This window comes from Pseudomonas sp. PvP027 (assembly GCF_017833005.1).
Lineage (GTDB): Bacteria > Pseudomonadota > Gammaproteobacteria > Pseudomonadales > Pseudomonadaceae > Aquipseudomonas > Aquipseudomonas congelans.
Genome location: NZ_JAFIBK010000001.1, coordinates 4,773,913 through 4,800,171, shown reverse-complemented (window position 1 = coordinate 4,800,171; position 26,259 = coordinate 4,773,913). Strand labels below are relative to the sequence as shown.

The window sequence follows — 26,259 nt, the reverse complement described above, 5'->3', positions numbered from 1 at the left end:
AAACCGCAGCCCTATGGACGCCTTGCTCTGACCACATAACGCACCAGCAACAGGCCATACACCGACACATTGAGCAGCACGACGATACCGCCCAGCCAAAGCTGTAGGCCAGGGGTGAGCCCGGCCGGGTAAATCAGCGGGATCAGATAATGCTCAACGAAGCCCCCGGTATAGCCCTGCCCCCCGGCGTTGCTGCGCAGGGTATTTTCCAGCGGTGTCAGCGGGCAATACAGGTGCAGAAACTCGACCGCAATCCCCCAGGCCGCCGCTGGAACGTGCAGTAACGCCAGCCACGGCTTTCTCAATACCAGCAGTCCGCCGAACAGGACGAACACAATGAACAACAGATGAAACACGACCACGGCATCCGCCGCCATTCGATAAACCATCCTCGCGTCCTCTTGTGGCCCCTGCATCAGGTGGAAAGTGCAAATAGCGGCGAGACTTTTCAGGGCTTTTAGTTCAATTGTTTTTAAGATCGATTCAGACGTAAAAATTCAAAAAAGACCGAGTTATTGTCGGACAAAAATACGACAAACCCCTGATTTTCAATGATTTTCAAATTTGTAATAAATTATTTAAAATAGATCGAACCTTTTTCCAACGCCTACAGTCGGATGAGTCAAGCAGGCCAACTTCATACCGTCTGGTTTGACGTTTCAACTGCATCTGTTAATTGACACTAATGAAAGAGGGAACTCACCATGGGCATCGGCACTATTCTTATCATCGTTCTGATTCTGCTGCTAGTTGGCGGTCTGCCAGTATTCCCGCACTCGCGCAGCTGGGGCTACGGTCCGTCGGGCATCATCGGTACGATCCTGGTGATCCTGCTGATTCTGGTGTTGCTCGGCAAGATATGACCTGCTGCTTAACGCAGCAGAGCATGTAGCCAGTAAAAAACCCCGCTTTTTCAAGCGGGGTTTTTTATTGCCCATGAAAAAGCAGCCCGAAGGCTGCTTAGTTCACAACACCCATGCCTTAGTGCGAAACCGCACCGCTGGCACCCAGCCCTGTCTGCGACCGGACAAATTGCGGGAAGAACAGAGCACGCTCGCCCTCCGCCGCTTTCGACTTGTCGGTGATGGAGAAGAACCAGATACCTACGAAGGCGATGGCGATGGAAAACAGCGCCGGGTATTCGTAAGGGAAAATGGCTTTCTCATGATGCAGGATCTGCACCCAGATGGTCGGCCCAAGCACCATCAGCACCACTGCGCTGATCAGGCCCATCCAGCCGCCGATCATGGCGCCACGGGTGGTCAGGTTTTTCCAGTACATGGAAAGCAGCAGGATCGGGAAGTTGCAGCTTGCCGCGACCGAGAACGCCAGGCCCACCATGAACGCGATGTTCTGACTTTCAAAGGCAATACCCAGAAAGATCGCCACGACCGCCAGGGCGATGGTGGTGATTTTCGAGATACGGATCTCGTCCTTCTCGTTGGCTTTGCCTGCCTTGATGACGCTGGCGTACAAGTCGTGGGAAACCGCCGAAGCACCCGCCAGGGTCAGACCGGCAACCACTGCCAGAATGGTGGCGAAGGCTACTGCCGAGATAAAGCCAAGGAACAGACTGCCACCGACCGCATCGGCCAGGTGAACCGCCGCCATGTTGTTACCGCCCAGCAGGGCGCCTGCTGCATCCTTGAACGCCGGATTGGTGCTGACCAGCAGGATCGCGCCAAAACCGATGATGAAGGTCAGGATGTAGAAGTAACCGATAAAGCCGGTTGCGTAGAGCACCGACTTACGGGCTTCCTTGGCATCGCTCACGGTGAAGAAGCGCATCAGGATGTGGGGCAGGCCCGCAGTACCGAACATCAGGGCCAGACCCAGCGAGAACGCCGAGATCGGGTCTTTCACCAGCCCGCCAGGGCTCATGATCGCTTCACCTTTGGGGTGAACCTTGATCGCCTCGGAGAACAGCATGTTGAAGTCGAAGTTGACGTGCTTCATGACCATCAGTGCCATGAACGACGCACCGGACAGCAACATCACCGCCTTGATGATCTGCACCCAGGTGGTGGCGAGCATGCCGCCGAACAGCACATAGAGGCACATCAGGATACCGACCAGCACCACCGCAACAGCGTAGTCCAGACCGAACAGCAACTGGATCAGCTTGCCGGCACCGACCATCTGCGCAATCAGGTAAAACGCCACCACCACCAGCGAGCCGCAGGCAGACAGGGTACGAATTTCCTTTTGCTTGAGGCGGTATGAGGCCACGTCGGCAAAGGTGTATTTACCCAGGTTGCGCAGGCGTTCTGCGATCAGGAACAGGATGATCGGCCAGCCCACCAGGAAGCCGATCGAGTAGATCAGGCCATCGTAGCCGGAGGTGTAGACCAGCGCGGAAATCCCCAGAAAGGACGCTGCCGACATGTAGTCACCGGCAATCGCCAGACCGTTCTGGAAACCGGTGATCTTGCCGCCTGCCGAGTAGTAGTCCGACGCGGTCTTGTTCTTTTTCGACGCCCAGTAGGTGATGTACAGCGTGAAGGCTACGAAGACCACGAACATGACAATCGCGGCGACGTTCAGGGGTTGCTTCTGCACTGCGCCAGTCAACGCGTCTGCCGCCCAGAGGGTCGGCGCGAAGGCGGTCAGGCCAAGTACTGCTGATAGGCGCCGGATCATTGCTGAGCCTCCTTCAGGATCGCGTTGTTCAGGTCATCGAATTCACCGTTGGCACGGCGAACATAGATGGCGGTCAATATGAACGCGGAAAGGATCAGCCCTACGCCTATTGGCATTCCCCAGGTAATGGTTGAAGTAGGACTTAGTTTGGCCCCCAGAATATGGGGTCCGTAAGCAATCAAAAGAATAAAGGCCGCATACAGGCCAAGCATGATCGCCGAGAGAATCCAGGCGAAACGCTCTCTTTTGGAGACCAGCTCCTTGAAACGGGGGCTGTTTTGAATCGAGAGGTAAATGCTGTCGTTCATTGTTTTTGTCCTCGCAGCACAGATGAGATGTCACGTAACGCACTTTAGTCGGGTCCGGCGCGCACTCCAGACGACCTTAGTATTAGAACGACATTAGCTGTAGATACCTCTTCTCGCACGGCCTGGACCCGCCGGCAGTCGGCCGCACGGAAAATACTCCGGGGCAGAAAAACAAAAGGCCGTCTGGCGATAACACCAGACGGCCTTGAGAAGTGCTGTTCAGACACCTGGGACTATTTGGCAGTCCATGCAGCAACGCGGTCCGGGTGCTTGGCGACCCAGTCCTTCGCTGCAGCTTCAGGTTTGGCACCGTCCTGAATTGCCAGCATCACCTCACCGATTTCATCCTTGGAAGCCCACTGGAATTTTTTCAGGAAGGCCACCACTTCAGGGGCTTTTTTCTCCAGCCCCAGGCTGCCAACGTTGTCGACGGTTTCAGCCTCACCGTAGACACCTTTCGGGTCGTCCAGGAAACGCAGTTTCCACTTGGCGAACATCCAGTGCGGCACCCAACCGGTGACGACGATGGATTTCTTCGCCTTCTCCGCGCGGGTCAGCTCGGCGATCATGCCTGCGCCAGAGCTCGCCTGCAGCTTATAGCCGTCCAGACCGTAGTCCTTGATGGCCTGATCGGTCTTGAGCATCACGCCCGAGCCCGCATCGATCCCGGTGATCTTCTTGTTGAAGGAAGCATCGGTCTTCAGGTCTTCGATGGTTTTGGCCTTCACGTACTCAGGCACGATCAAGCCAATCTTGGCGTCCTTGAAGTTGGGGCCGTAGTTGACGACCTGATCCTTGTACTTGGCGTAGTACTCGCCATGTGTGCCCGGAAGCCACGCAGACAGCATCAGGTCCAGCTTGTCGGTTGCCACCGCCTGCCACATGATCCCCGCAGCGACAGACTGCAACTTGACGTCATAACCAAGCTTTTGCTTGATCACTTCGGAGGCCACGAAGGTGGTGGCGACACTGTCGGACCAGCCTTCCACATAGCCAATGGTCAGGGTCTTGGTTTCGGCAATCGCCAGCGTGGAGCTGACCGCAAGTACCAGAGCGGCACCCGCCCCCAGTATTTTTCGCATCATCATTGTCGCTTCCCCGGAAGTCTGCACCGACGGTTGTCGGGGCATGGTTAACGTTGTTCTCCAGACCGCCCCCGCGCCCGACCTTGGGGCACGCGGCGCCTTGCACGTTTTTATCGCTGCCACGCGCAATCAAACGCACCGCAACGCCACCCTGATCATCGACCTGACGGACAGGCAGGCATGCTCTGTCTGCGACACTGGGGCAATGGGAAACGACAACAACGAACCGTCAACGACAACGCACAGCGAAAAACGCCGTGATCAGGCAATCAACAATGGGGGGTTCCATCTTTATGCCCAAAGGGGAGCCGCCTTCTCCATACCATCGTCGTATAGACGGCGAAGACCTGCAGCGCACCACTCTGGCCCATGCTACGAAGGGAACACGATGTGTTACCGCAGCTTTACGATCACCACTGCGAACGGGTAACACGGAAACATTTTTTCCGGCTCTATCACCCCCCGACAATCATCAGAATTCATAAGTAACTGATTAGAAAGGGATTTAAAAAACTGGCACGGGTCCTGCTATGTCTCTGGTACAACAAAAACAACAAATGATGCGGCAAACCAATAAAAACAAGACGTAACGGCTCTGACACAACAAGAACAAAACGGACAGAGGCGCAGCTAACAGATTTTTTTGGAGTGGATCAGCTTTACAGGGACCTTTCAATGAAAGGCCTCGCGACCGGACCGAGAACAATAAAACTACCGTCAGGTAGCTCCAGAACCGGTGGGATCACCCCGTTGTGCAGACAGGTGATTAAAGCGAATCAGCGCTCAAAAAAATACGTTTGCTCTTGACCCCGGATGGGGTCGCACAACAACGCTGTAAAGGGACTGGTCGCCAACAACAATAACAGGCCGCCCTATAACAATAAAAAGAGCACGTGAACCACATTGGAGGAGAGCTACGGCTCTCCTTTGTGCTTTCCGCAAGCCGGAAAATTCGCTTCCAGGCCATGGTCTGCTCACCATCACCAGCAGCGCAAACGTCGCTCCGGGGCAGCAAATACGCTAGTCATACAAAAATAAACCGTATATCTGCATTGCAAAATCCAAAGAACGTGTATTGTTCCGTCATATTTACAGGGTTCACCGGTGGATGGGGCACTTTGGCACTACACCTTGGTCATAGCCTGCGTATCTCATCAGCACTTCTTTCCCAAGGGATTTAGTCATGCTCCGTTTTCTGCGCCTCGCCACCGTTATAGGTGGCTTGTGTTTAAGTGCGTCCGCTCTGGCAACCAACGTCGACTCCGCCACCTATGGCTACCCGCTGACTAATCCGTTTGAAGCGACCATTGCGACCACACCGCCCGCTCTGCGCCCCGACCTGCCTGACGATGAAGATATCGATCAGGATGTCTATACCCTGAACCTGCATCCCGAGCGCGAGTTCACCCTGCCCGACAACTTCTGGGCGGTGAAGAAGTTGCACTATCGCCTGGCCAAGCAGGACCACGCTGCCCCGCTGATCTTCCTGATCGCCGGCACCGGCGCGCCGTATAACAGCACCATCAATGAATTCCTGAAAAAGCTCTATTACGGCGCGGGCTACCATGTCGTGCAGCTTTCTTCGCCCACCAGCTATGACTTCATGAGCTCGGCCTCGCGCTTTGCGACTCCTGGCGTTTCCACCGACGACGCAGAAGACATTTATCGCGTCATGCAGGCCATTCGGGCCCAGCAGGCGCAACTGCCGGTAACCGACTATTACCTGACCGGTTACAGCCTCGGCGCACTGAATGCTGCATTCGTCAGCAAGCTGGATGAAACCCGCCGCAGCTTCAACTTCAAGAAAGTGCTGCTGCTCAACCCGCCGGTCAATCTCTACACGTCGATCAGCAACCTGGACAAACTGGTGCAAACCAACGTCAAGGGCATCAACAACACCACCACGTTCTACGAGCTGGTGCTGGCCAAGCTGACCCGCTACTTCCGCCAGAAGGGCTACATCGACCTTAACGATGCACTGCTGTTCGACTTCCAGCAGTCCAAGCAGCACCTGACCAATGAACAGATGGCGATGCTGATCGGTACCTCGTTCCGCTTCTCGTCGGCGGACATCGCGTTCACCTCCGACCTGATCAACCGTCGCGGTCTGATCACGCCACCGAAATTCCCGATCACCGAAGGCACCAGTCTGACGCCGTTCCTCAAGCGTGCCCTGCAGTGCGACTTCGATTGCTACCTGACCGAACAGGTCATCCCGATGTGGCGCGCACGCACCGACGGCGGTAGCCTGCTGCAACTGGTCGACCAGGTCAGCCTCTACGCACTCAAGGATTACCTGCACAGCAACACCAAGATTGCCGTCATGCACAACGCTGACGACGTGATCCTGGGCTCGGGTGACCTCGGCTTCCTGCGCAAGACCTTTGGCGATCGCCTGACCGTTTACCCGTACGGCGGGCATTGCGGCAACCTTAATTACCGCGTCAACACCGACGCCATGCTGGAGTTTTTCCGTGGCTAAACGTCTTTTACTTCTTGCCGCTCTGCTCTGTGCCGGCACAGTCCAGGCCGCTGACGCGGATACCAGCAACAAGGCTCAGCACCCGGCCACTGTGGCCCGTCAGACCGATGCCGACGGTTTCACTCAGCCGCTGAAGTCGCTGCAATTCAACCCGGGGCTGGATCAGCGTGAGTTCGAGCGCGCCTCCATCAACGCATTGGAAGTCTATGATCCGCTGGAATCCTGGAACCGCCGGGTCTACCACTTCAACTACCGTTTCGATGAGTGGGTATTCCTGCCGGTCGTGGACGGCTACCGCTACATCACCCCTGGCTTCGTGCGCAGCGGCGTGAGCAACTTTTTCAGCAACCTGGGTGATGTCTCCAACCTGCTGAACAGCCTGCTGCAGTTCAAGGGCGAGCGCTCGCTGGACACCACTGGCCGTCTGCTGCTCAACACCACCATCGGCATCGCCGGTCTGTGGGACCCGGCGACCATGATGGGCCTGCCGCGCCAGAGCGAAGACTTCGGCCAGACACTGGGTTTCTACGGCGTGCCGTCCGGGCCTTATCTGGTGTTGCCATTGTTCGGCCCATCGAACCTGCGTGACACCGGCGGCATGCTGTTCGACTACACGGCTGAAAACCAGATCAACTTCCTGAACGTGGCTGAAGTCAGCAACGACCATCCGGAAATAACCGTATTGCGCGCCATTGACCGCCGTTACGTCACCAGCTTCCGTTACGGCCAGCTCAACTCGCCGTTCGAGTATGAAAAAGTGCGCTACGTCTACACCGAGTCGCGCAAACTGCAGATCGCCGAATAAGCGTAACGCAGCAAAACGACGGCCAGCCGGGGTGATCGGGCTGGTCGTTTTTTTATGGGCACTTTTACCTGCCTGGTCAATCACATGGCTGAGGCGCAAACGCCTCCGTCATTAACAGACAAAAAGGAATTTCCATGCGCTCTTTCGGTTTCAAGGCGATGGCTGTGTGTGTCGCACTGGCAGCATGCCAGAGCATGGTCAGCGTTCAGGCTGCCACCAAGCCGCAGGCCGCCGCGGCCGCCGCTGCGGTGCAAAACGCTTCGCTGCTGGGCGGCAAACTGGCCTTCACCATTCCTGCGGGCTACGTAAAGGGCGAAATGCCCGAGATTGACGCAAAAGCCAAGGCTCAGGGTGTCACAGGATCGCTCTACACCAATGCAGCTGAAAAGCGTGTGTTGATCGTTACCGAAACGCCGATGCCGATGGGCGTGCAGGCCAACGACAATGACGGCGCGGTACTTGATGGGCTGGTCACCGGCATCCTTGCCCAGCAGAGTACCGGCTACAAGGATTTCAAAAAGCTGGGTGACAAGAAGATCGTCAAAAAGAACGGTCTTGGTGTGCGCCAACTGGACACCTCGGCGACCATGAGCGACGCTCAGGTGCTGAGCACGTCGATCGTCGCTGCATCGGGTACCCGCGCAGCCGTGCTTAACGTGGTCTCCAATGCAAAGAATCCGAAAGAGCACGCCGCGCTGGTCAAGACTGTCATCGGCCAATGATCTGCGGAGCGGCCAGTCGGTGCGATGCGACTCAATCCGCCCGCAACACTCCGGACAATCGATTGACCAAAGCCTGAACCTTGGGCAGAAGACTCACACCCTCCTTATTAGTGAATTCCTGTCCACAATAAAGAGAAAACTTGGCAAAGATAGAAGCTCTTTTCTGCAATAAGCTGGCGGACTTATTTTTAATGGGTCTGCACAATGCCTTCTCTGGAAACCACTGCCTCCGGCGCCCGCAGCGAAAGCTCGACCGGCGCCGGCTTGTCCATCGCGATTCTGGCCCTGGCCGGCTTCGTGATCGTCACCACTGAATTTCTCATCATCGGTCTGTTGCCTTCAATGGCCCGCGATCTGGGAATTTCCATCTCTACTGCCGGTTTGCTGGTGACGCTATTCGCCTTTACGGTGATGCTCTTCGGCCCACCGCTGACGGCGATGCTCTCGCACCTGGACCGCAAGCGCACGTTCATCGTCATTTTGCTGATCTTCGCCGCCTCCAACGCACTGGCAGCGGTATCGAGCAATATCTGGGTGCTGGCGCTGGCGCGGTTCATTCCGGCACTGGCCTTGCCGGTGTTCTGGGGCACCGCCAGTGAAACGGCAAGCCTGCTGGCCGGACCAAAGCGCGCAGGCAAAGCCGTTGCGCAGGTCTACCTCGGCATCTCGGCGGCCATGCTGTTCGGTATCCCGCTGGGTACGGTATTTGCCGATGCCGTGGGCTGGCGCGGGGCCTTCTGGGCTCTGACGCTGCTGTCTGCGTTGATGGCGCTATTGCTGGCGCTGTCGATGCCGCGTATCGAACCTACCGCAAAGGTCGCCCTCGCCGAGCAGGCCAAAATTCTCCGGGATCCGTTTTTCCTCGCCAACCTGCTGCTGTCCATCCTGCTGTTCACAGCCATGTTCGGTGCCTATACCTATCTGGCTGACACACTGGAACGCATCGCGGGCATCGAATCGGCTCAAGTGGGTTGGTGGTTGATGGGCTTCGGCGCGGTCGGCCTGATCGGTAATGCCCTGGGTGGACGTTATGTGGACGGCAGCCCGCTCGGCTCGACCATGGCATTTGCGCTGCTGCTCGCACTGGGCATGACCGCAAGCGTACCGGCCGCAGGCTCTATGCCGCTGCTGGCCGTGGTGCTGGTGATCTGGGGCATTGCCCATACCGCATTATTTCCGATCTGCCAGATCAGGGTGATGAAAGCAGCGCCCCAGGCCCAGGCACTGGCAGGAACCTTGAATGTCTCGGCCGCCAATGCCGGCATCGGTCTGGGATCGATCATCGGAGGCCTTACCATCGAGCACCTGGGCCTGGGCGCCGTAGGGTATGTCGCCGCCGTTGTCGCGCTGCTGTCCATCGCCGTTGCATGGATGACCAGCACTCAGAAAAACAGGGCAGCGCTGTAACGGCGTGACGTCGCCTTATTGAATTCGCCGGGGGAGTGTGTCTGCAAACATCAGGCACGCTGTCCCGGTTATTCACGGTGTATTAGATTGTATGTTTCGTCATATTTTTGAACAGGTTTCATCACTGTTTCTGTCATTTAATTGACTTTTAAACAGTGACCTTTCATCAATATGTAGTTATTTGACACCCCTCGGCAAAATACTCTTCCCTTGCCACTAGTGAACGCTCAAACTCCAGCCTTTCGGTCAAGCGGTGTCGATTTCTGGCCGATTCGAAAGTAATGTCCGGTAAGAATCTATGAGCACCTATCACCGCAGAGGGATGGCATTCGCCAAGCGGATCTACGCCCCGAGATGCTTCGGTGTAAGCGTTGGCTTTGTGACGGTCGCTGTTTCTTTGTATTACGTGAATACAGCACACTGGGCGTGGTTGTTGGCACTGCTCTACAGCCTGGTATGGCCGCACCTTGCCTACCAGCTGGCAAAAACGTCGCGCGAGCCCTACCAGGCTGAATGGCGCAATCTGCTTTTCGATTCGATGATGGGCGGTTTCTGGGTTGGCGCGATGGGTTTCAGCGCAGTTCCCGGGGTCACGGTCCTCGCCATGATGGCCATGCATAACATGGCAGCGGCCGGTCCACGCCTGATGCTGCAAGGCCTATGCATGCAGGCATTGGGCGTACTGATTTCGCTGGCCGCGCTCGACCCTGTGGTCAATCTGCATGGCAACATGACGCAGATATACGCCTGCCTTCCGGTATTGGTGACCTATCCTATTTTCATTGGCTGGCTGAGCCATCAGGTCACACTCAAGCTATGGGAACACCGCAACATCCTGCGCAAGGTCAGCCGCACCGACAGCCTCACCGGCCTGCTCAATCACGGCGCGTGGAAGGACCTGCTTGATCTGGAGTACGCAAGCAGTCAGAACGCCTATCAGGAGTGCGTCATTGCGTTGATCGATATCGACCACTTCAAGGTCATCAATGACACTTACGGCCACCTGATGGGCGATACGGTGCTGCAGAGTATCAGCGAAGCACTGATAGAAAACCTGCGCGATTCGGACCTGATCGGGCGTTGTGGCGGCGATGAATTCTGCGTCATTCTGCCCAATACCGGCTTGTTTCAGGCAAAGGAAATCCTTGAACGCCTGCGCCTGGCGATAGATGAAATGACCTATACCCTGCAACGCGATCTGAAAGTCAGCCTCAGTATCGGCATTGCCGCCTACTCCCCTGAAATGCCGGATGCCTCTTCGTGGCTGCATGAGGCAGACAAAGCGCTGTATCTGGCCAAAAGCACCGGCCGCAACCGCGTCGCCAGCCCTCAGGATGCGGCGCCAGAGCTCCAGTCGCTTGGCGCACAGGCCTGATCCATCAACGCTTGCTCTTGAACAGCATGTCGAACAGGGACGAGAGACTCTTGACCCCCATCGCTTTCAGGAACGTCTCGCGCCTGTCGGCACGCAGGCTTTCCAGGGTTATGTCCTTGGGTTTAGCGGATTTCCTTGCGGAGGCCTTTTCTTGAGTGTCTCCTTCGCCGGGAGTGTATTTTTCCTTGGACAGCGTTCTTATATAGTCACTCTTCTGGCTTTTATAAGTAGCGAAATCTGTACCCAGCTGCTCAGCGCTTTCCCCCGCCGTTGCAAACCTGTTGATGACTTTTTCCATGAACTCGAAATTATTGTGACCTATAGATCCGTAGTCCTTGTCAGTGATGAAGCGAACAAACCCCTGGTCCAGTCGCGTTGTTTTTAACCCATCACTTTCGGTAATACGCTTGGCAATGGCCGCGTGCGGCTCGGTAAAACTGTAGAAAACCTTATGGCCTTCCATGTCATATACCTTGCCCTGGTTATGAGGACTCATTATTCCCCCATTATTACTCTCCCTATAAGAAGCCAACTGAAACGCCAGTTCATCTACATAGACCAGATCAGCGCCTTGATCACTCGCCCACTCGTAAACATCACTCAGCAACCTTCGATCGTCCCGAGTTAAAAAAAACGCCTCGGGCATGGACATTCCACATTCGGCTTTCCCGAGCATGGGCGCAGAACGAACATAGTCCGCAAACCCAAAAACCCTGTGTTTCAGGAGGGCCTGGCCGCTGATGGTCACCGCAGAGTCTGGAGAGGTTGACCGAAGGGCCGGATTGGCAATTGAGGGCATGTTTTTCGCCGCCCTTTTTTCATCAAGTTGTTGCGCGATTATCAGTGCATCTGCTCCGGAACTTATGACTCGCATGACGTGGGCTCCTGCCTGCAAGATCCCTGACGGTTATCGCCAGGGATTGACAATCAATACGTTAGATGAAAGGTGACTGTTTCCGGCCCGGCAGGCTTGCTTTGCCATGGCCCATGTACGGCTTGGTGTTTTATCAAAACATCTGATGCATAGCTGAACCCCAGGTTATTAAATTGATCAGTATCACCTGGCATACCCGGATCAATCTGAATACAGCTCGACTCGTGTACCCCTTCGCGCCTAAAACATATTTTTGTCTGCTCGCCCGTACTCTCCGGAAAAGACGTAGCGGTCCAGGAAATCTTTCTCAACCGAGAGTTATTAGCCGCGCCGCGGGGGTAATCAGCCAATCTCAACTGGTGTCGGGAAAACGCACTGTGACCGGGTCCATTGATAGACGTCGGCGTTCTCGTAGTCGTAACCGAATAATCGGTCGCCTGGCAGGCAGCTGACACTAACAACAAAGCCAACGGTGCTAGTTTTTTCATAATTTTTATTCCAATTTTTTATAAATCAAATGTATTGGCCGTGCGAAAGCTGCAGACTTGAAACGTCCGCACGAACCGCTAGTTCTTATCATTCACCGAACGCGCTAACGCGCACTGAGCTTGAAAGTTTTTTGTCAGAGAAACTCAAACCACTTGCAAGAACCCCATCAGCCGACAGGTATCTATATCTACTAAATGCAAATTACTTCTGACACCGGATTAATACGCCTTGCCACCACCTACCCCACACATTCCCGGTCAATAGAAAGTTCAAATGACGGCAGGTTATTCAACAACCACTCAGGCGTATGCATCTCGAGTAATGTGCCGATGGGCTGCTGCATTATCAGGGCACCATAGAGGGCTTCCTCATGATCGAGGTGAGCTTGCTGAACAGTGCGATAGTTGAGCGGATAGATGCTCTTCTCGATGGGCAACAGACGGTCGAAGTGTTCGAGCAGACCGTGGAACACGATTCGCCGTTCGACGGTGTTGCGTGTAGTGGCAATGAGTTTGACGAAGTACTCACTGTCCTGAGCCCGCAGCGCTTCACTGGCGGTATAACGTTCGACCAGCGTGTGCGGCGATGAATCGTCGAAAACGATGCAGCACAGGTCTTCTCGCACCCGGCCTTTGAACGGGTTCTCGACTTCTGGCCGACGGCCGTGCAGGCCCAGCACAAATTGTACGGCGCGCTCGGCCAGCCACTGACGCTTGCGGCCCTCAAGCCGGGCAACGTCTTCGAGCAAGGGTGACTGGCGCCCATGCGAACGAAGCTGCCGGCAGAGCTTGGCAAACAGGCCAGCGGGGCCGGACAGTTTTGCCTGCTGCTCGGCAAGTTGCGTCACCGAAAGCGCAGACTGTCGGATTGCCAGGTGATGGAAGTCTGTTGTCATATTAAAACCGGGCCGCTGCAGATCCAGCCGCAACGATGTGTCGGCCCCTGACTCGCCCCGAACAAAACAAACAGTCATGAGTGGCTCCTTTTTATTGTTTACAGTTCGTCGTGCGAGCAGGTTTTGGATATTCCTTTCTGCAAACAGCCAGAAAGCAGTGCCTGACGGCACTCACAGAGCAGCACGGTATTATGAATGGCACTGCTATACGTCAGCAGCGCTGATTACATTAACAAGTTGCAGAATGCGACAAGACACATTATGTATGTGCTGGCTCGCGACGCAATCCGACAGATGTAGGGGGTCGGGTATTTTTTCCGGGAAGCAATTGAGATACGCACCTGGCCATGAGTTCGACACGCGTCTTTACCTGGTTCTTTCTGAGCAGCGAAGAGACATGATCGCGCACAGTATAGTCACTGATACTGAGCTGCCTGGCGATTTCCTTGTTCGTACATCCCTGCAACAACAGGCCAAGAACCTCTTGCTCTCTCATTGTCACCCACATGATACTTCCCCTTGCCATCATTTTGCCTAACAGACAAATTTGTAGGATGTTTCTTACATTCGTCTTCCATGACCCAAACAGTAAATCGGCACAGAAATCATTTTATTGAGTCTTGTTTTGCGCAAATGCGAGACGCCTCCCTCAAAGCCTCCAACAAAGCTGAAATCTGTAAGAAAAATCTCTAGCAATTAAATACTAAGGAAAAATCCTACACAAAATGCAGAATACTTACGCCTATCTATTTATCAAAGCTATGCATGTTCCTCCTGACGAAACAGTTTGCGCAGGCACGGGCTGAGGGCACATTAGATAAATAACGCAAACACTATAGACAGGCGCAAGATAGACTTGAGGAAACGGAATTACAATCACTTGTTACAATTAAGCGTGTCTACCAGCAGGAACTTTTTATCCATCTTTGAGTTGCTACTCACCCCACAGCAGAGGTGAGCAGCCAGCGTCGTGATTTCTCCGCAACCACCGTGCGCCGCGCCAACCGGCACCGTGTTATCCGGCTTTACCGCTTGCCAGGTCATCCACGACCACGCCCCGGCGCAAGCCGAATACCGCAGCGGTAATGAGACCTGTGGCGCCCATGATCAGGCTATACAGCACGCACACCCAGATATTCCAAGGCATCAGGGCAATCAGCATCAATGGCGTGGTGCTGGCCCAGAAGGCGTAGGCGATGTTGTAAGTGAACGAGATGCCTGACACACGGATGTTCGCGGGGAACAGTCCGACCATCACCGACGGCACCACCCCGACAATCCCGCACGCCAGCCCGGCAATGGCATAAGCGAGGCCCAGCGGCATCCATTGCTCGACGAGGCTGGTGTAAAGCACGCCGATGCCCATCGGCATCAGCAGGCTATAGAACATAATGCCGCGCCAGGCACCGATGCGGTCGACCAGCATGCCTGCCAGCACGCAGCCTATATTGAGAAAAACGATGCCGATGGCGCTCAGGGCAAAGGTGTCGCTGGCGCTGATGCCGAAGCGCTGCTGCATGACGGTGGGGGTAATCACCACCAGCACCACCACTGCGGAGGTCAGCACAAACGTCAGCAGTGCAGCAGGCAGCAAGGATTGGCGGTGATCGCGCAAGACCTGCCCAAGTGGCAGCGCCGGCAGATGTTCACGCTGGGCATGCATGGCAATGAACACCGGGGTCTCGCTCAACCAGCGGCGCAACCACACCCCTACCACACCGAATACGCCACCGAGCAGGAAAGGAATACGCCACGCCCAGTCGAGGATTTCGCCAGGGCTGAAGACCCGCGCCAGCCATGTCGCGGTCAGCGCACCCAGCAGGTATCCGAACGTAAGGCCGGCTTGCAGCACGCCCAGTGCATAGCCGCGGTGCCCCTTGGGCGCGTGTTCTGCCACGAATACCCAGGCGCTCGGCACTTCGCCGCCCACGGCGGCTCCTTGCAGGATGCGTAGCGCCAGCAGGACCAGCGGCGCCCAGTAACCGATCTGTGCGTAGGTGGGCATGACGCCGATCAGCAGACAAGGCAGGGCCATCATCAGAATGCTCAGGCTGAACACGCGCTTGCGCCCCAGCCGGTCGGCGAAGTGCGCCATGAGTATCCCGCCCAGCGGGCGCGCCAGATAGCCTGTCACGAAGATCCCGAAGCTTTGCAGCAGACGCAGCCATTCAGGCATGTCCGGAGGAAAGAACAGCTGGCTGAGGGTCAGCGCGAAGAATACGAAAATGATGAAGTCGTAGATTTCCAGCGCCCCACCCAGCGCCGCAAGGCTCAGGGTCTTGTAATCGGATTTGCTGAAGGGCTGGGAGGGGGAACGTACGATGGCCGTCATGAGGCATCCGAAACATGGCTGAAAGAGCGCCTGTCGCTCACAGGGCGCGAAGAATAGCAAAGCTTGCAGGCGCACTGATACGGAGCTGAAGCCTGCAGCGGGAACGATAATCCCGACTATCGTGCGGCGCTTTGCGTCGCATGCCTTTCCGGACGCTCCGCGTCCTCTTGACGACGCAGAGCGTCGAGAACTGCATTCCCACGCTGGAGCGTGCGGAACGATCATCTCAACTATCGTGCGACGCTCCGCGTCGCATGCCTTTCTGGACGCTCTGCGTCCTCTTGCGACGCAGAGCGTCGAGAACTGCATTCCCACGCTGGAGCGTGCCGAACGATGATCGCAACTATCGTGCGACGCTCTGCGTCGTCATGCCTTTCCGGACGCTCCGCGTCCTCTTGACGACGCAGAGCGTCGAGAACTGCATTCCCGCGAAACGATAATCCCGACTATCGTGCGACGCTCTGCGTCGCATGCCTTTCCGGACGCTCTGCGTCCTCTTGACGACGCAGAGCGTCGAGACCTGCATTCCCATGCGGGAGTGTGCGGAACGATAACCCCGACTATCGTGAGACGCTCCGCGTCGCATGCCGTTCTGGACGCTCCGCGTCCTCTTGACGACGCAGAGCGTCGAGAACTGCATTCCCACGCTGGAGCGTGCGGAACGATAACCCCGACTATCGTGAGACGCTCCGCGTCGCATGCCGTTCTGGACGCTCCGCGTCCTCTTGACGACGCAGAGCGTCGAGAACTGCATTCCCACGCTGGAGCGTGCGGAACGATAACCCCGACTATCGTGAGACGCTCCGCGTCGCATGCCTTTCTGGACGCTCTGCGTCCTCTTGAAAACGCAGAGCATCGAGAACTGCATTCCCACGCTGGAGCGTGCGGAACGATAACCCCGACTATCGTGCGACGCTCCGCGTCGCATGCCTTTCTGGACGCTCTGCGTCCTCCTGCGACGCAGAGCGTCGAGAACTGCATTCCCACGCTGGAGCGTGCGGAACGATGATCGCAACTATCGTGCGACGCTCCGCGTCGCATGCCTTTCTGGACGCTCTGCGTCCTCTTGAAAACGCAGAGCATCGAGAACTGCATTCCCACGCTGGAGCATGCGGAACGATAATCGCAACTATCGTGCGACGCTCCGCGTCGCATGCCTTTCTGGACGCTCTGCGTCCTCCTGCGACGCAGAGCGTCGAGACCTGCATTCCCACGCTGGAGCGTGCGGAACGATGATCGCAACTATCGTGCGACGCTCTGCGTCGCATGCCTTTCCGGACGCTCCGCGTCCTCTTGACGACGCAGAGCGTCGAGACCTGCATTCCCACGCTGGAGCGTGCGGAACGATCATCTCAACTATCGTGCGGCGCTCCGCGTCGCATGCCGTTCTGGACGCTCTGCGTCCTCTTGACGACGCAGAGCGTCGAGAACTGCATTCCCATGCTGGAACGTGCGGAACGATCATCTCAACTATCGTGCCGACGCTCCGCGTAACAGGGCCCTTCCGCTAAAAGTTGACGGTGGCCGACAGTCTCGCCGTTCTGGGCGCGCCCATGAACAGGTAGTCGTCACCCAGATACTCACCGGCATCGCGCCAGTAGCGTTTGTCGAACAGGTTGTCGACGGTCAGGCGCAGGACGGTTTCATAGCCGCTGAGTCGGGTGCTGTAACGGCTGCCGATATTGAACAGTGCGTAGTCATTGACCTGCACGGAGCCTTCCCGGTCAGCGTACTTGCTGGCGCTGTACTGCACTCCGCCGAGCAATGCGAGCCCGGGCACCGGCAGGCTGTAGTCGGCTTGCAGGGTGCCACGGTATTTGGGCACATTGAGGGCCTGATGATCGTCATAGGCCTCGGTGCCGCTGTCTTCAACACGCGCCCGAATCGCCGCCGCACTGGCGGATATCTGCAGACGGTCAGTCACCCAGCCACTCGCCCCCAGTTCAAGGCCGGTGTTTTTCTGCTCGCCTTGCTGCACATAAGTGAACGTGCCGTCATCGTTGGGCCTGGAGTACTGGTACGCCTGGCGGGCCTGAAACACTGCGGCGGTCAGGCTCATGCGCTGCCAGTCATACTTGATGCCTGCCTCAAGCTGTCGGGACACGGTCGGCGCAAGAATTTCACTGGCATTGCTGGTGAACCAAGCGGCTGTCCCGCCCAGCGACAGGCCCTTGCTGTAGCTGGTGTAGAGCGAAACATTGTCCACTGGCTTGTAGATCAGCGCCGCCTGGGGCAGAAACACATAACGCTCGGTGTGTCGCGCATCGCTACCGTCCTCGTTGAATGCCCGCTCGTCGAGCCGCACCCCGCGTCCGCCCAGCACGGTTTGCCAGTGCTCGTTGAAGCTGATCCGGTCAGTGGCAAACACTCCGTACTGACGGCTGTCCAGACGACGCTCGGTGTGCGGCAGCGCCAGGGTCGAGGGAGCCACCTGCTCAGGCACCTCATTGATATTGCCCGAGCCGACGAATTCGTTGAAGGTACCGCGCGTATCAACCGTGCGGCGGTAGGCACTGCTGCCGAAGGTCAGTTCGTGCCCCAACGATCCGGTCGTGAATGTACCGGACATGGCCGCTTCGACTTCATCGTTGCGACGCGTGTCGTCCGGGCTACGGAAATCATAGATGTCATAACCGCCCTCGGCACTGAAGTGGTTGGGCACCGCTTGCCCAGCGCAACTGGCCGAGCCATAGCACCCCCACGCAAAGGCGCTGTAGTCATCGATGACCACCCGACTGCGCGACGCACTGAGACTGCCCTTCCAGCTGTCATTGAAGCGGTATTCGAAACGTCCGTTCATGTTCAGCGAGTCGATACCGACCGGATTGGACCAGTTCTGGTAACCCAGCAATTTACGCGGCGAGGCGTCGCGAGGCAGCGCAGTGCCACCCAGAAGTTGATAACCGGGCACCGAACGCTGCTCTTTGGTCTGGTACTCGACGTCGAGTTGCAGCAGGGCGCGCTCGCTGATGTTCCAATCGAACGCCAGCGAGGCAAAATCGCGCTGGCCATCGGCGTGTTCGACATACGAGCGAATGTCTTCGTGGGCAAGGTTGGCGCGCAGGCCAAACTGTTGCTCACTGCCGAACCAGCCACCGACGTCGGTCGCAATGTAGCGCTCGCCGTGTTCGTTGGTAGAAACCGTGACCGACCGGACGTCCTGCGCCCGCTTGGTCTGATAGTTGATGACCCCACCAGGCTCGGCCACGCCACTCTGCAGGCCGGATAGCCCCTTGAGCAGCTCGACCTGCTGCTTGTTCTCCAGCGCTACGTTCTGCTCGCCGGCAATGCTGCGGCCGTTGATGCGATAACTGTTGGCGGCGTTCAACGAAAACCCGCGCACCACAAAGTTTTCGTAATAGCCCACCGGCGCGTAGCCGTCGCCGACCGACGCATCGTTGCGCAGCACTTCACTCAGCAGCTTTGCCTGACGGTCCCTGATCAGCGCAGCGCTGAACACTGACACCGACGCCGGTGTATCCAGCAAAGAAGCCTGATCCAACCCGAAGATCGACGCCCGCTCAGCTTTATAGTCGCCGCTACTTTCCGGCTCGCTGAAACCGGTGACGTTGACCGCATCCAGACTGAGCGCCTCAGCGGCCAGCAACGGCGAGGCAACCGCCATGCCCAACGGCAACAATCGCCAGGCGTGACGCATGGCAGGTCGGTAAGGCGTTCTCATCGATCAGACTCCGCAAGGACAGATGCCTGGACAGACGCGACGCACCTTCCGGCAGGGGGCCAACCTTTTACGTTCACTGCCGGTTTTTTTCAACCTTTGCGTGACGCTCTGCCTGTAAACAAAGTGCAGGGGAAAACTTTACTTACGAATCGGCAGAGCGAGACCTGCTTCAAAACTCTCCGCACACTTGAATAATTAAGCGTGAATTAAGTAAGCATGGATAACCTGAGTTCAACAAAACCGCTGAACCAATCAGCGTGTGATGAATCAATCAAGACAGATCAATCAGAAAGGAATACCCCATGAAACTTATGCCTGCCGTTTTCGCCGCTGTTGCCCTCACTGCTGTTGCAGGTACCGCCCAGGCTGACGTTGGTCCCGATGAAGTGATCCGCCTGTACAAGTCTCAGGCGTTGGGTGACTTTGAACAGTTCAACAAGAATGCGGTTGCCAAGCACCAGGGCTTCACAGTCCACGATACCGAACTGGACAAGGACCGCACCGGCCGCCTGATCTATCAGATCGAACTGAAAGACGCCAAGGGTGTGGAGTGGAACTACGACGTCGATGCCAAGACGGGCGAAGTGATACGTGACGAAAAGGACAATTGATCCGACTGTTTAACGGTTACCACCGCAAGCAACTCATAAGAAAATTCCCACAATATTGTGGGAATTTTCTTTTTAAGCGTTTAACAGGTTATTACTGAGCCAGGCCGACTTTCAGCAGACTTCCCTTATCGTCGTCGGTCAACAGATACAAGTAACCATCCGGTCCCTGACGCACATCCCGTATGCGCTGCTTCATGTCTTTCAACAGACGCTCTTCATGAACGATTTTGTCATTCTCGAACTGCAGCCTGATCAACTCTTCAGTGGCCAGCGCGCCGATGAATACGCTGTGATCCCATGCCTTGAAAAGACTGTGGTCATAGAACGCCATGCCACTGAGGCCCGGTGACACTTCCCAGACCTGGAACGGAATTTTGGTCCCTTCGACAACCTTGCCCTTGGACTCCGAAATCGGCTGACCCGAGTAATCGATACCGTGAGTCGCGATCGGCCAGCCGTAATTCGCGCCACGCTCGATGATATTCAGCTCATCGCCACCCTTGGGGCCATGCTCGTTGGTCCACAACGTGCCGGTCCAGGGGTCAAGCGCGGCGCCCTGCTGATTGCGATGGCCATAGGACCATATTTCCGGGCGCACGCCCTTCTGGCCCACGAACGGGTTGTCTTTCGGTACGCTGCCGTCCGGATAGATGCGCACGATCTTGCCCTGCAGCTTGTCGAGATCCTGCGCAGTAGGGCGCTGATTGTTTTCGCCCAGCGCGATGAACAGGTAACCGTCGCGATCGAAGACCATCCGCGCACCGAAGTGGTTGCCCACCGACAGTTTCGGTTCCTGGCGGAAGATGACTTCGAAGTCTTCCAGACGAGTCATGTCTTTGGAAAGACGACCACGCCCTGCGGCAGTGCCGGCGGTATCGCCCTCGGCGGCGGTCTTGCCGCTGCCCTCGGAGTAGGTCAGATACACCATACGGTCCTTGGCGAAGTCCGGTGACAGCACCACATCCAGCAGGCCGCCCTGCTTCTGCGCCCAGACTTGCGGGACCCCGGAAAGCGGTGCGGACAATTTGCCATCCGCCGACACCACGCGCAGATTGCCGGAACGCTCTGTCACCAGCATGCCTTGCCTGTCAGGCAGAAAGGCCAGCCCCCAGGGATGATCCAGACCTTCGACAACAGGCGTCACCGTGACGGTGCCCAGTTCGCTTTTGTAGGACTCCGTAGCGGCGCTGGCAGTCATTGGCAGGCTCAGAATGGCTGCAGTACACAATGTCGCGATCAGGGTTTTTCTAAGCATGAGCGTTTCCTTATGCATTGAGTCGACGTCCACACGGGTTCGCCGGGTTGAAAATTCAGTTGCCGCGCCTGGGGTCGGTTGTCGGTGTAGAAGGACGTGGCGTGTTCTGGCGCGTAGGGTAGCCGTTGCCGATGCCACCGTTTTCCAGAGTAGGCTTGCGCACTGGCGGCGCTATGTTGGGGCCCCGGGACGGCGGCACGCTGGACTCGGTGCCCTGGCGGCTGTTGGGGTTGGCACGGTGAATCGGGCTGTTATACGGGTTGCTGCTGGCACCGTTGTTGAGAGTGCTGTTTGGCAGCGTCTGCGCCTGGACCGCACCGATGCTGCATGACGCAACAAGCACGCCGCCAACAAGATTGCGCACAAAACTGTTCATCACTACCTCTGGGCAAAGTGAAACTTCGGAGTAACCGTGAAGGCTCAGGCCTTTGATGGCAACCCGGGCCTCAGGTTCGACTCGGCACAGCCGATGAGCAAGCAAAGCGGTGGGAGAGTTTGTAACAAGGATGGTCAGGGCTGTCGAAGCCGAACGACGCAACGGCGTGCAGCCCAAGGTTTCCGGAGCCCAAAAAAAGCGTCTCGCTGGCAGCCTGTGTGGTCATAAGACACAGGCTGGCAAAGGGGGCCTACGCAGACTTCAACGGCATGCTGAAGGTAAAGACCGTGCCCTGCTCTCGCGTCGAGCACACCTCGAGCGTACCTCCATGAGCAATGGCTATCTCGCTGGCAATGTACAACCCCAGTCCGAGCCCGGCTTGCGGCTCGTCGGTGATGGGTCTCGAGTACGGCAGGAACAGTTGCGCACGAACCGATTCAGGTATCGGCTCGCCCTGATTGGTAACGCTGAGCACAAACACCTCGCCATGCACGCCTGCCGTCACTTCGACCGGGCTCTCGGCATCACCGTGGCTGATCGCGTTGGACACCAGATTGGAGAGCAACTGCGCGATCCGCTCATGATCGCAGCGAATACGCTCCAGCGTGCCTATGTTCGAGTGAATCGGCCGCGACGGGTGAACGCGCTGAACCTCTGAAATCACATGCTCCAGAGTCTTATCCAGGCCATGCGCCTCATGGATACTCAGGGGAATGCCATGACCCATACGGCCGCGGGCAAAATCGAGCACGTCATCGACCAGCTGCGAGGCGCGCTGGCCAGAGGTCAGGATGTGTTGCACGATCTGCTGGGCCTTCTCATCCAGCGGACGGCGCAACAGCAATTCGGCACTGGCATTGATGGCAAACAGCGGGTTGCGCAGGTCGTGCCCCAGCACGGCGATAAACTGCTCGCGCAGCTCAGCCACCTCACGTTCGGCGAGCAGGTCTTCACGCGCCTGTTGCAGGTTTTCCTCGGCCTCGATCTGCAGCGCCAGAAGACGTGCGAACGACACCATCATGGCCTCGATGGGCGTGCCGATCAGCTTTGCAGGCTTGGGGTCCAGCGCGCAGATAGTGCCGAAAAAGGAGCCGTCGGAAAGAAAGATCGGCACCGAGATATAGCTTTGGAAGCTGTACAGGCGCGGGGTGTCATGCGCACAGAACAGCGGATCCTCGGCGACATGATCAATCACCACAGCCTTGTGGGAGCTGCGAATCTCGTGGCAGATGGTGCTGCTCAATTCCAGCTCGCCGCCAGGTTTCAAACCGAAATCAAGCGTGTCCAGGACCGCACAGGCCGTCCAGGTGGTTTCGGTGACACGCGCCACGGCGGCGAAACCCAACCCGGTGGATTCGGCAATGACCTGCAGGATAGCCGGCACCGCGCTGATTCGACTGATCGTGGCCACATCATTTGAAATGGATCGCCGCATGTAGAACCTGTATGAACCTTGATGTGATGACGCAGCACGTTAGTTTAGGACTGTAACGATTTTTCTGCACCCGCGAATCACACGGGGTGATCGTCAATCTGCATGAAACCTGATCAACCCCCCGGTTTCGCCGGGGGACGCGGAAACGCCACCGTGAACGTCGTGCCCTCTTCAGCCGAAGAGCGAACCGTCACATCGCCCAGATGGGCTCGAACGATCTCGCGCACGATAAACAGGCCGAGCCCGACGGTGCGGGTCTCGTCACTGTCGCTGACCACGCGTACGACGGGCTCGTACAGGTCGTCTACCTTCTCCATCGGTATCGGTTCACCGAGGTTGTGAACCGACAGTTTGATCATCCAGGTGTCGAACGACGATGTAATCAGCACCTCGCCGTCTTCGGTACCGTAACTGATGGCATTGCTGACCAGATTGCCGAGCATCTGCAGCAGGCGGTCAGGATCAGCCGAACACGCGCCCTGCCCTTCGCTGCGATGGGTCAGCACCCGACCCGGGAAAACCTGGCGCAGCTCTTCGACGCCACGGGCGACGACTGCGTGAAAATCGATAGGCTGAGGAACGACGGTAATGCCACTGCCGACCCGGGCGTGAGTGAAATCCAGCAGGTCGACAATCATGCGATCGGCACGGTCGGTGGAATGATTGATGTGTCCCAGAATCCGCTCCTGCCGCGACTCCAGCGGCGTGCGCTCCAGTAGTCCGGCAGCCATCTTGATCGCGGCCAGCGGGTTGCGCAGGTCATGGCTGACGATGCCAATCATCTGTTCGGCAAAAATAGCCCGAATCTCCGCCTCGGCATGCGCCAGGCGCAGGCGATTGCGCGCCGAGGTCAACTCGCTCTGCACGGTCATCTGCTGTTGCAGGAGCTCTTCGGCGATCTTGCGTGCAGCCAGCAGTTCGCGTTCGTACTTGTTGCGCTCTTCGGCCATGAACACGGCCACTTCATGCAGAAACCCCGTCGGGTACTCGCGGCGTACGGCGTTGAGCATCATCGGGATGGGGCGGCCATCGGCATGAATCAGCTCGACCTTGACCTCGGCAATTGAACCTTGCGACTGCAGCGTGGGCGCCCAGTGGGTCTGCAGAAAGGCCTTGCCTGCCAGGCTCAGCAGATCCTGGAAGCGGCGGCCCAAAACAGCATCGCGCTCCAGACCCAGCCACCGGCAAAACGTCAGATTGGCGCGCTCGATGGTGCCGTTGGGCAGCGTGATCAGCAGACCGCAAGCCGCGTGTTCGTAGAGGTCTTCTGTGGCGGGCAGGCTTACCTGTTCAACGGTCATGTGCGGCACTCTCGTAAGAGGCCAGAAACTGATTCATCGCAGTAATGCATTCCTGTGCTGCGCTCATGTGCGGGTAATGCCCTACGTTGTCGATCATGTGCAGGGTGCTGTCGGCAATGACACGGTGCAGGTACTCACCCACCTCGACAGGCACCACCATATCGTCGCTGCTTTGCAGAATGAGTGTTCTGCTCTTGAGTTGCGCGACATCGGCACGATGGTCGGACAGAAACGTCACGCGGGCAAACTGCCTGGCGATCTCGGCATTGGTACGACAGAAACTGTTGGCGAGTTCTTCACTAAGTTCAGGCCGGTCAGAGGCGCCCATGAGTGTCGGCGCCATGGTGCTCGACCAGCCAAGATAATTGCTTTCCAGCGTCTCGAGCAACGAATCGACATCAGCGCGATTGAATCCCCCCATGTAATTTTCCTCGTTGAGGTAATGCGGGGATGGACCAATCATGATGTGGCCGTCGAAGCGGCCGGGTGACTGAAGCTCGGCCAGCACGGCAATCATGCAACTGACCGAGTGACCGACATGCACTACCGGCCCCTCTGCGGCGAACTCGTTGACCAGTTCCAGCAAGTCGGTTGCATAGCCCTTGAGCGAAGAATACTTATGCGGATACCAGGCCGACGTATCAGAATTGCCGCTGCCCACCAGGTCGAACAGCACGACCTTGAAACGCTCTGCGAAGTGCGGCGCCATAAAACGCCACATGTTCTGATCGCAGCCGAATCCATGAGCGAAAATCAGAGTGATCGGTCCGTCGCCCAAAATATTGACGTTGTTGCGCTGCTGGACCGACATATCGGGCTCCAAAAATGGCCAGGTAAACGGTTGGGTATGAATACCGTAATAAAGATGGGAGGAGGTTATCACCGTTAAAGGCACATTAGTGGCACAAACCGCACTTTAAGACAGGCGCCAAAGCAGATTAATGACGGGCAGTAATCTGAGCCAGGCCCGGACCTCGCGAGGGATGAGCCGGGTGACGCGGAGCGTCGCGAACTGCATGCCAACGCGGAGCATTGGCACGATAAACAGTTACATTTGCGTATATCGATGAGCGCGAAGCATGGCAGCGAGGGTTACGAACACCTCTCGTTCCTCACGCTCCGCATTGGCACGATGAGCAAAACCGTCCAAGGGGCGGGAAGCTGACAAGAAGCGGTCTTTACTCGCCGATGTCTTCGTTCCATAGTTCGGGCTTGCTGGCGATGAAGTCCTTCATCATGTGTGTGCACTCAGGGTTATCCAGCACGTCGATCTGCACGCCACGCGAGCGCAGCAGTTCTTCCTCGCCCATGAATGACTCATTCTCGCCGATGATCACTTTGCGGATGCCGTAGAGCAGAATCGCACCGCTGCACATCGCACAAGGCGACAGCGTGGTGTAGAGGACCGAGTCACGGTAGACACTGGCCGGCTGGCGACCGGCATTTTCCAGCGCATCCATCTCGCCGTGCTTCGTCGCACTGCCCTCTTGTACGCGACGATTGTGGCCTCGACCGATGATTTTTCCGCCGTGGACGATCACCGAGCCGATAGGGATTCCGCCTTCCTTCAGCCCGAGTTGTGCCTCATCGAATGCTGCCTGCATGAATGCGTCCATGTGTTTGCCTCGTATCGTCAAAAATAGCTGTCAGTGTTGCAGTGCTGCCTCGGCGTTGCCTAGCGCACGACTGACAAATTGTCCCAGCAGCTCCGATGACCGGGCTTTCATATCGGCGCTGACCTGGGTGTTTCTGGCCCTGAATCTGTTCCCCAATGAAGGCGAACCGTCGCCCTGATTGAGCGAACGCAATTCCTCGGCGGTAAATGAATGAGCATAAGCCGCTGCCAGATTGCGGTCCCACTGAGCCTGATACTCCGGTTTTAGGCGCTGCAATTCCTTCTGTACCAGTTCCTGGGCTTCAGTCTTGCCGACTGCCTGCACGATACCGGCAAACGTATCAGTGCGCGAGGCGACCTGATACCCCAGCCAGGCGAGGCCTTCGCCCAGATTTCGTTGCTCCACCAGGGCCAGCGCCATGTCGTCGGCCTCTTCGGCGCTGGCCGGATGCATCGCATCCAGACACAGACAGGCCAGCAATGCCAGGCAGGTCTGCCACATGCCGCGCGAGCCCCGAACGTGATCAGTCATGACGCCTCCCGAGCATCGATTGACCCAAGCCTGAACTT

At 57.1% G+C, this 26,259-nt stretch carries 23 protein-coding genes; 7 read left to right on the top strand and 16 right to left on the bottom strand.

Annotated features, from left to right (window positions below; all coding sequences use genetic code 11):
- Positions 1-11: 11 nt before the first annotated feature.
- Positions 12-389: a DUF2784 domain-containing protein gene (locus tag JOE33_RS20860; protein WP_054993489.1), complete on the bottom strand. Its 378-nt coding sequence runs from the start codon at positions 387-389 to the stop codon at positions 12-14.
- Between the two features lie 315 nt (positions 390-704).
- Here JOE33_RS20860 and JOE33_RS20855 point away from each other — a divergent pair, with 315 nt between their 5' ends.
- The gene (locus JOE33_RS20855) at positions 705-863 is read left to right on the top strand and encodes a DUF3309 family protein (RefSeq protein WP_002552554.1); all 159 of its coding nucleotides are present in this window, start codon (positions 705-707) and stop codon (positions 861-863) included.
- Between the two features lie 118 nt (positions 864-981).
- On the opposite strand, the gene JOE33_RS20850 is transcribed toward JOE33_RS20855, so the two are convergent.
- From JOE33_RS20850 to JOE33_RS20840, 3 genes are all read right to left on the bottom strand, one after another.
- Positions 982-2,640, bottom strand: coding sequence for a cation acetate symporter (locus JOE33_RS20850; RefSeq protein ID WP_187625988.1), 1,659 nt, complete (start codon positions 2,638-2,640; stop codon positions 982-984).
- Complete coding sequence (locus JOE33_RS20845; RefSeq protein ID WP_003314526.1) at positions 2,637-2,948, bottom strand: DUF485 domain-containing protein; 312 nt, start codon at positions 2,946-2,948, stop codon at positions 2,637-2,639. The genes JOE33_RS20850 and JOE33_RS20845 overlap by 4 nt, the downstream gene beginning before the upstream one ends.
- A gap of 233 nt (positions 2,949-3,181) precedes the next feature.
- Positions 3,182-4,036 (bottom strand): glycine betaine ABC transporter substrate-binding protein, encoded by an 855-nt coding sequence (locus JOE33_RS20840; RefSeq protein WP_003412711.1) that lies wholly within the window; start codon positions 4,034-4,036, stop codon positions 3,182-3,184.
- A gap of 1,180 nt (positions 4,037-5,216) precedes the next feature.
- On the opposite strand from JOE33_RS20840, the gene JOE33_RS20835 reads away from it, so the two are divergent.
- From JOE33_RS20835 to JOE33_RS20815, 5 genes are all read left to right on the top strand, one after another.
- The gene (locus JOE33_RS20835; protein ID WP_010436036.1) at positions 5,217-6,515 is read left to right on the top strand and encodes a serine protein kinase PrkA; all 1,299 of its coding nucleotides are present in this window, start codon (positions 5,217-5,219) and stop codon (positions 6,513-6,515) included.
- Positions 6,508-7,320: a VacJ family lipoprotein gene (locus JOE33_RS20830; RefSeq protein WP_010436039.1), complete on the top strand. Its 813-nt coding sequence runs from the start codon at positions 6,508-6,510 to the stop codon at positions 7,318-7,320. The genes JOE33_RS20835 and JOE33_RS20830 overlap by 8 nt, the downstream gene beginning before the upstream one ends.
- Before the next feature lie 134 nt (positions 7,321-7,454).
- Positions 7,455-8,042, top strand: coding sequence for a polyribonucleotide nucleotidyltransferase (locus JOE33_RS20825; protein WP_187625987.1), 588 nt, complete (start codon positions 7,455-7,457; stop codon positions 8,040-8,042).
- Between the two features lie 204 nt (positions 8,043-8,246).
- The gene (locus tag JOE33_RS20820) at positions 8,247-9,449 is read left to right on the top strand and encodes an MFS transporter (protein WP_187625986.1); all 1,203 of its coding nucleotides are present in this window, start codon (positions 8,247-8,249) and stop codon (positions 9,447-9,449) included.
- A gap of 298 nt (positions 9,450-9,747) precedes the next feature.
- Complete coding sequence (locus JOE33_RS20815; RefSeq protein WP_187625985.1) at positions 9,748-10,824, top strand: diguanylate cyclase; 1,077 nt, start codon at positions 9,748-9,750, stop codon at positions 10,822-10,824.
- Between the two features lie 4 nt (positions 10,825-10,828).
- On the opposite strand, the gene JOE33_RS20810 is transcribed toward JOE33_RS20815, so the two are convergent.
- The 5 genes from JOE33_RS20810 to JOE33_RS20790 form a co-directional block, all read right to left on the bottom strand.
- Positions 10,829-11,698, bottom strand: a complete 870-nt coding sequence (locus tag JOE33_RS20810; RefSeq protein ID WP_187625984.1) for a hypothetical protein — start codon at positions 11,696-11,698, stop codon at positions 10,829-10,831.
- A 727-nt stretch (positions 11,699-12,425) separates the two neighbouring features.
- Positions 12,426-13,160 carry a hypothetical protein gene (locus JOE33_RS20805; RefSeq protein WP_122529909.1) on the bottom strand — a complete coding sequence of 245 codons (735 nt, stop codon included), beginning with the start codon at positions 13,158-13,160 and terminating at the stop codon, positions 12,426-12,428.
- A gap of 181 nt (positions 13,161-13,341) precedes the next feature.
- Positions 13,342-13,611 (bottom strand): LuxR C-terminal-related transcriptional regulator, encoded by a 270-nt coding sequence (locus tag JOE33_RS20800; protein ID WP_074594727.1) that lies wholly within the window; start codon positions 13,609-13,611, stop codon positions 13,342-13,344.
- Between the two features lie 486 nt (positions 13,612-14,097).
- Positions 14,098-15,414, bottom strand: a complete 1,317-nt coding sequence (locus JOE33_RS20795; protein ID WP_187625983.1) for an MFS transporter — start codon at positions 15,412-15,414, stop codon at positions 14,098-14,100.
- Positions 15,415-16,921: 1,507 nt separating this feature from the next.
- A complete protein-coding gene (locus JOE33_RS20790) occupies positions 16,922-19,096 on the bottom strand; it encodes a TonB-dependent siderophore receptor (protein WP_096139927.1) in 2,175 nt (724 codons plus the stop codon).
- 302 nt (positions 19,097-19,398) lie between these two features.
- On the opposite strand from JOE33_RS20790, the gene JOE33_RS20785 reads away from it, so the two are divergent.
- Positions 19,399-19,707 carry a PepSY domain-containing protein gene (locus JOE33_RS20785; protein WP_054993482.1) on the top strand — a complete coding sequence of 103 codons (309 nt, stop codon included), beginning with the start codon at positions 19,399-19,401 and terminating at the stop codon, positions 19,705-19,707.
- A gap of 91 nt (positions 19,708-19,798) precedes the next feature.
- Here the strand turns inward: JOE33_RS20785 and JOE33_RS20780 are convergent, their stop codons facing one another.
- From JOE33_RS20780 to JOE33_RS20750, 7 genes are all read right to left on the bottom strand, one after another.
- Positions 19,799-20,962, bottom strand: coding sequence for a PQQ-dependent sugar dehydrogenase (locus tag JOE33_RS20780; protein WP_032615017.1), 1,164 nt, complete (start codon positions 20,960-20,962; stop codon positions 19,799-19,801).
- 55 nt (positions 20,963-21,017) lie between these two features.
- A complete protein-coding gene (locus JOE33_RS20775) occupies positions 21,018-21,338 on the bottom strand; it encodes a hypothetical protein (RefSeq protein WP_032615015.1) in 321 nt (106 codons plus the stop codon).
- A 250-nt stretch (positions 21,339-21,588) separates the two neighbouring features.
- Positions 21,589-22,773: a GAF domain-containing sensor histidine kinase gene (locus JOE33_RS20770; RefSeq protein ID WP_187625982.1), complete on the bottom strand. Its 1,185-nt coding sequence runs from the start codon at positions 22,771-22,773 to the stop codon at positions 21,589-21,591.
- A gap of 113 nt (positions 22,774-22,886) precedes the next feature.
- A complete protein-coding gene (locus tag JOE33_RS20765; RefSeq protein ID WP_187625981.1) occupies positions 22,887-24,074 on the bottom strand; it encodes a PAS domain-containing sensor histidine kinase in 1,188 nt (395 codons plus the stop codon).
- Positions 24,064-24,885, bottom strand: coding sequence for an alpha/beta hydrolase (locus JOE33_RS20760; protein WP_096102993.1), 822 nt, complete (start codon positions 24,883-24,885; stop codon positions 24,064-24,066). Before JOE33_RS20760 ends, JOE33_RS20765 begins: the two co-directional genes overlap by 11 nt.
- Before the next feature lie 367 nt (positions 24,886-25,252).
- A complete protein-coding gene (locus tag JOE33_RS20755; RefSeq protein ID WP_003393272.1) occupies positions 25,253-25,690 on the bottom strand; it encodes a nucleoside deaminase in 438 nt (145 codons plus the stop codon).
- A gap of 30 nt (positions 25,691-25,720) precedes the next feature.
- Positions 25,721-26,221: a hypothetical protein gene (locus JOE33_RS20750; RefSeq protein WP_187625980.1), complete on the bottom strand. Its 501-nt coding sequence runs from the start codon at positions 26,219-26,221 to the stop codon at positions 25,721-25,723.
- Between the last annotated feature and the right edge of the window lie 38 nt (positions 26,222-26,259).

Coding starts and splice junctions, on each gene's coding strand:
- JOE33_RS20860 (WP_054993489.1), bottom strand. CDS start 389: ATGGTTTATCGAATGGCGGCGGATGCCGTGGTCGTGTTTCATCTGTTG.
- JOE33_RS20855 (WP_002552554.1), top strand. CDS start 705: ATGGGCATCGGCACTATTCTTATCATCGTTCTGATTCTGCTGCTAGTT.
- JOE33_RS20850 (WP_187625988.1), bottom strand. CDS start 2,640: ATGATCCGGCGCCTATCAGCAGTACTTGGCCTGACCGCCTTCGCGCCG.
- JOE33_RS20845 (WP_003314526.1), bottom strand. CDS start 2,948: ATGAACGACAGCATTTACCTCTCGATTCAAAACAGCCCCCGTTTCAAG.
- JOE33_RS20840 (WP_003412711.1), bottom strand. CDS start 4,036: ATGATGATGCGAAAAATACTGGGGGCGGGTGCCGCTCTGGTACTTGCG.
- JOE33_RS20835 (WP_010436036.1), top strand. CDS start 5,217: ATGCTCCGTTTTCTGCGCCTCGCCACCGTTATAGGTGGCTTGTGTTTA.
- JOE33_RS20825 (WP_187625987.1), top strand. CDS start 7,455: ATGCGCTCTTTCGGTTTCAAGGCGATGGCTGTGTGTGTCGCACTGGCA.
- JOE33_RS20820 (WP_187625986.1), top strand. CDS start 8,247: ATGCCTTCTCTGGAAACCACTGCCTCCGGCGCCCGCAGCGAAAGCTCG.
- JOE33_RS20815 (WP_187625985.1), top strand. CDS start 9,748: ATGAGCACCTATCACCGCAGAGGGATGGCATTCGCCAAGCGGATCTAC.
- JOE33_RS20810 (WP_187625984.1), bottom strand. CDS start 11,698: ATGCGAGTCATAAGTTCCGGAGCAGATGCACTGATAATCGCGCAACAA.
- JOE33_RS20805 (WP_122529909.1), bottom strand. CDS start 13,160: ATGACTGTTTGTTTTGTTCGGGGCGAGTCAGGGGCCGACACATCGTTG.
- JOE33_RS20800 (WP_074594727.1), bottom strand. CDS start 13,611: ATGATGGCAAGGGGAAGTATCATGTGGGTGACAATGAGAGAGCAAGAG.
- JOE33_RS20795 (WP_187625983.1), bottom strand. CDS start 15,414: ATGACGGCCATCGTACGTTCCCCCTCCCAGCCCTTCAGCAAATCCGAT.
- JOE33_RS20790 (WP_096139927.1), bottom strand. CDS start 19,096: ATGAGAACGCCTTACCGACCTGCCATGCGTCACGCCTGGCGATTGTTG.
- JOE33_RS20785 (WP_054993482.1), top strand. CDS start 19,399: ATGAAACTTATGCCTGCCGTTTTCGCCGCTGTTGCCCTCACTGCTGTT.
- JOE33_RS20780 (WP_032615017.1), bottom strand. CDS start 20,962: ATGCTTAGAAAAACCCTGATCGCGACATTGTGTACTGCAGCCATTCTG.
- JOE33_RS20775 (WP_032615015.1), bottom strand. CDS start 21,338: ATGAACAGTTTTGTGCGCAATCTTGTTGGCGGCGTGCTTGTTGCGTCA.
- JOE33_RS20770 (WP_187625982.1), bottom strand. CDS start 22,773: ATGCGGCGATCCATTTCAAATGATGTGGCCACGATCAGTCGAATCAGC.
- JOE33_RS20765 (WP_187625981.1), bottom strand. CDS start 24,074: ATGACCGTTGAACAGGTAAGCCTGCCCGCCACAGAAGACCTCTACGAA.
- JOE33_RS20760 (WP_096102993.1), bottom strand. CDS start 24,885: ATGTCGGTCCAGCAGCGCAACAACGTCAATATTTTGGGCGACGGACCG.
- JOE33_RS20755 (WP_003393272.1), bottom strand. CDS start 25,690: ATGGACGCATTCATGCAGGCAGCATTCGATGAGGCACAACTCGGGCTG.
- JOE33_RS20750 (WP_187625980.1), bottom strand. CDS start 26,221: ATGACTGATCACGTTCGGGGCTCGCGCGGCATGTGGCAGACCTGCCTG.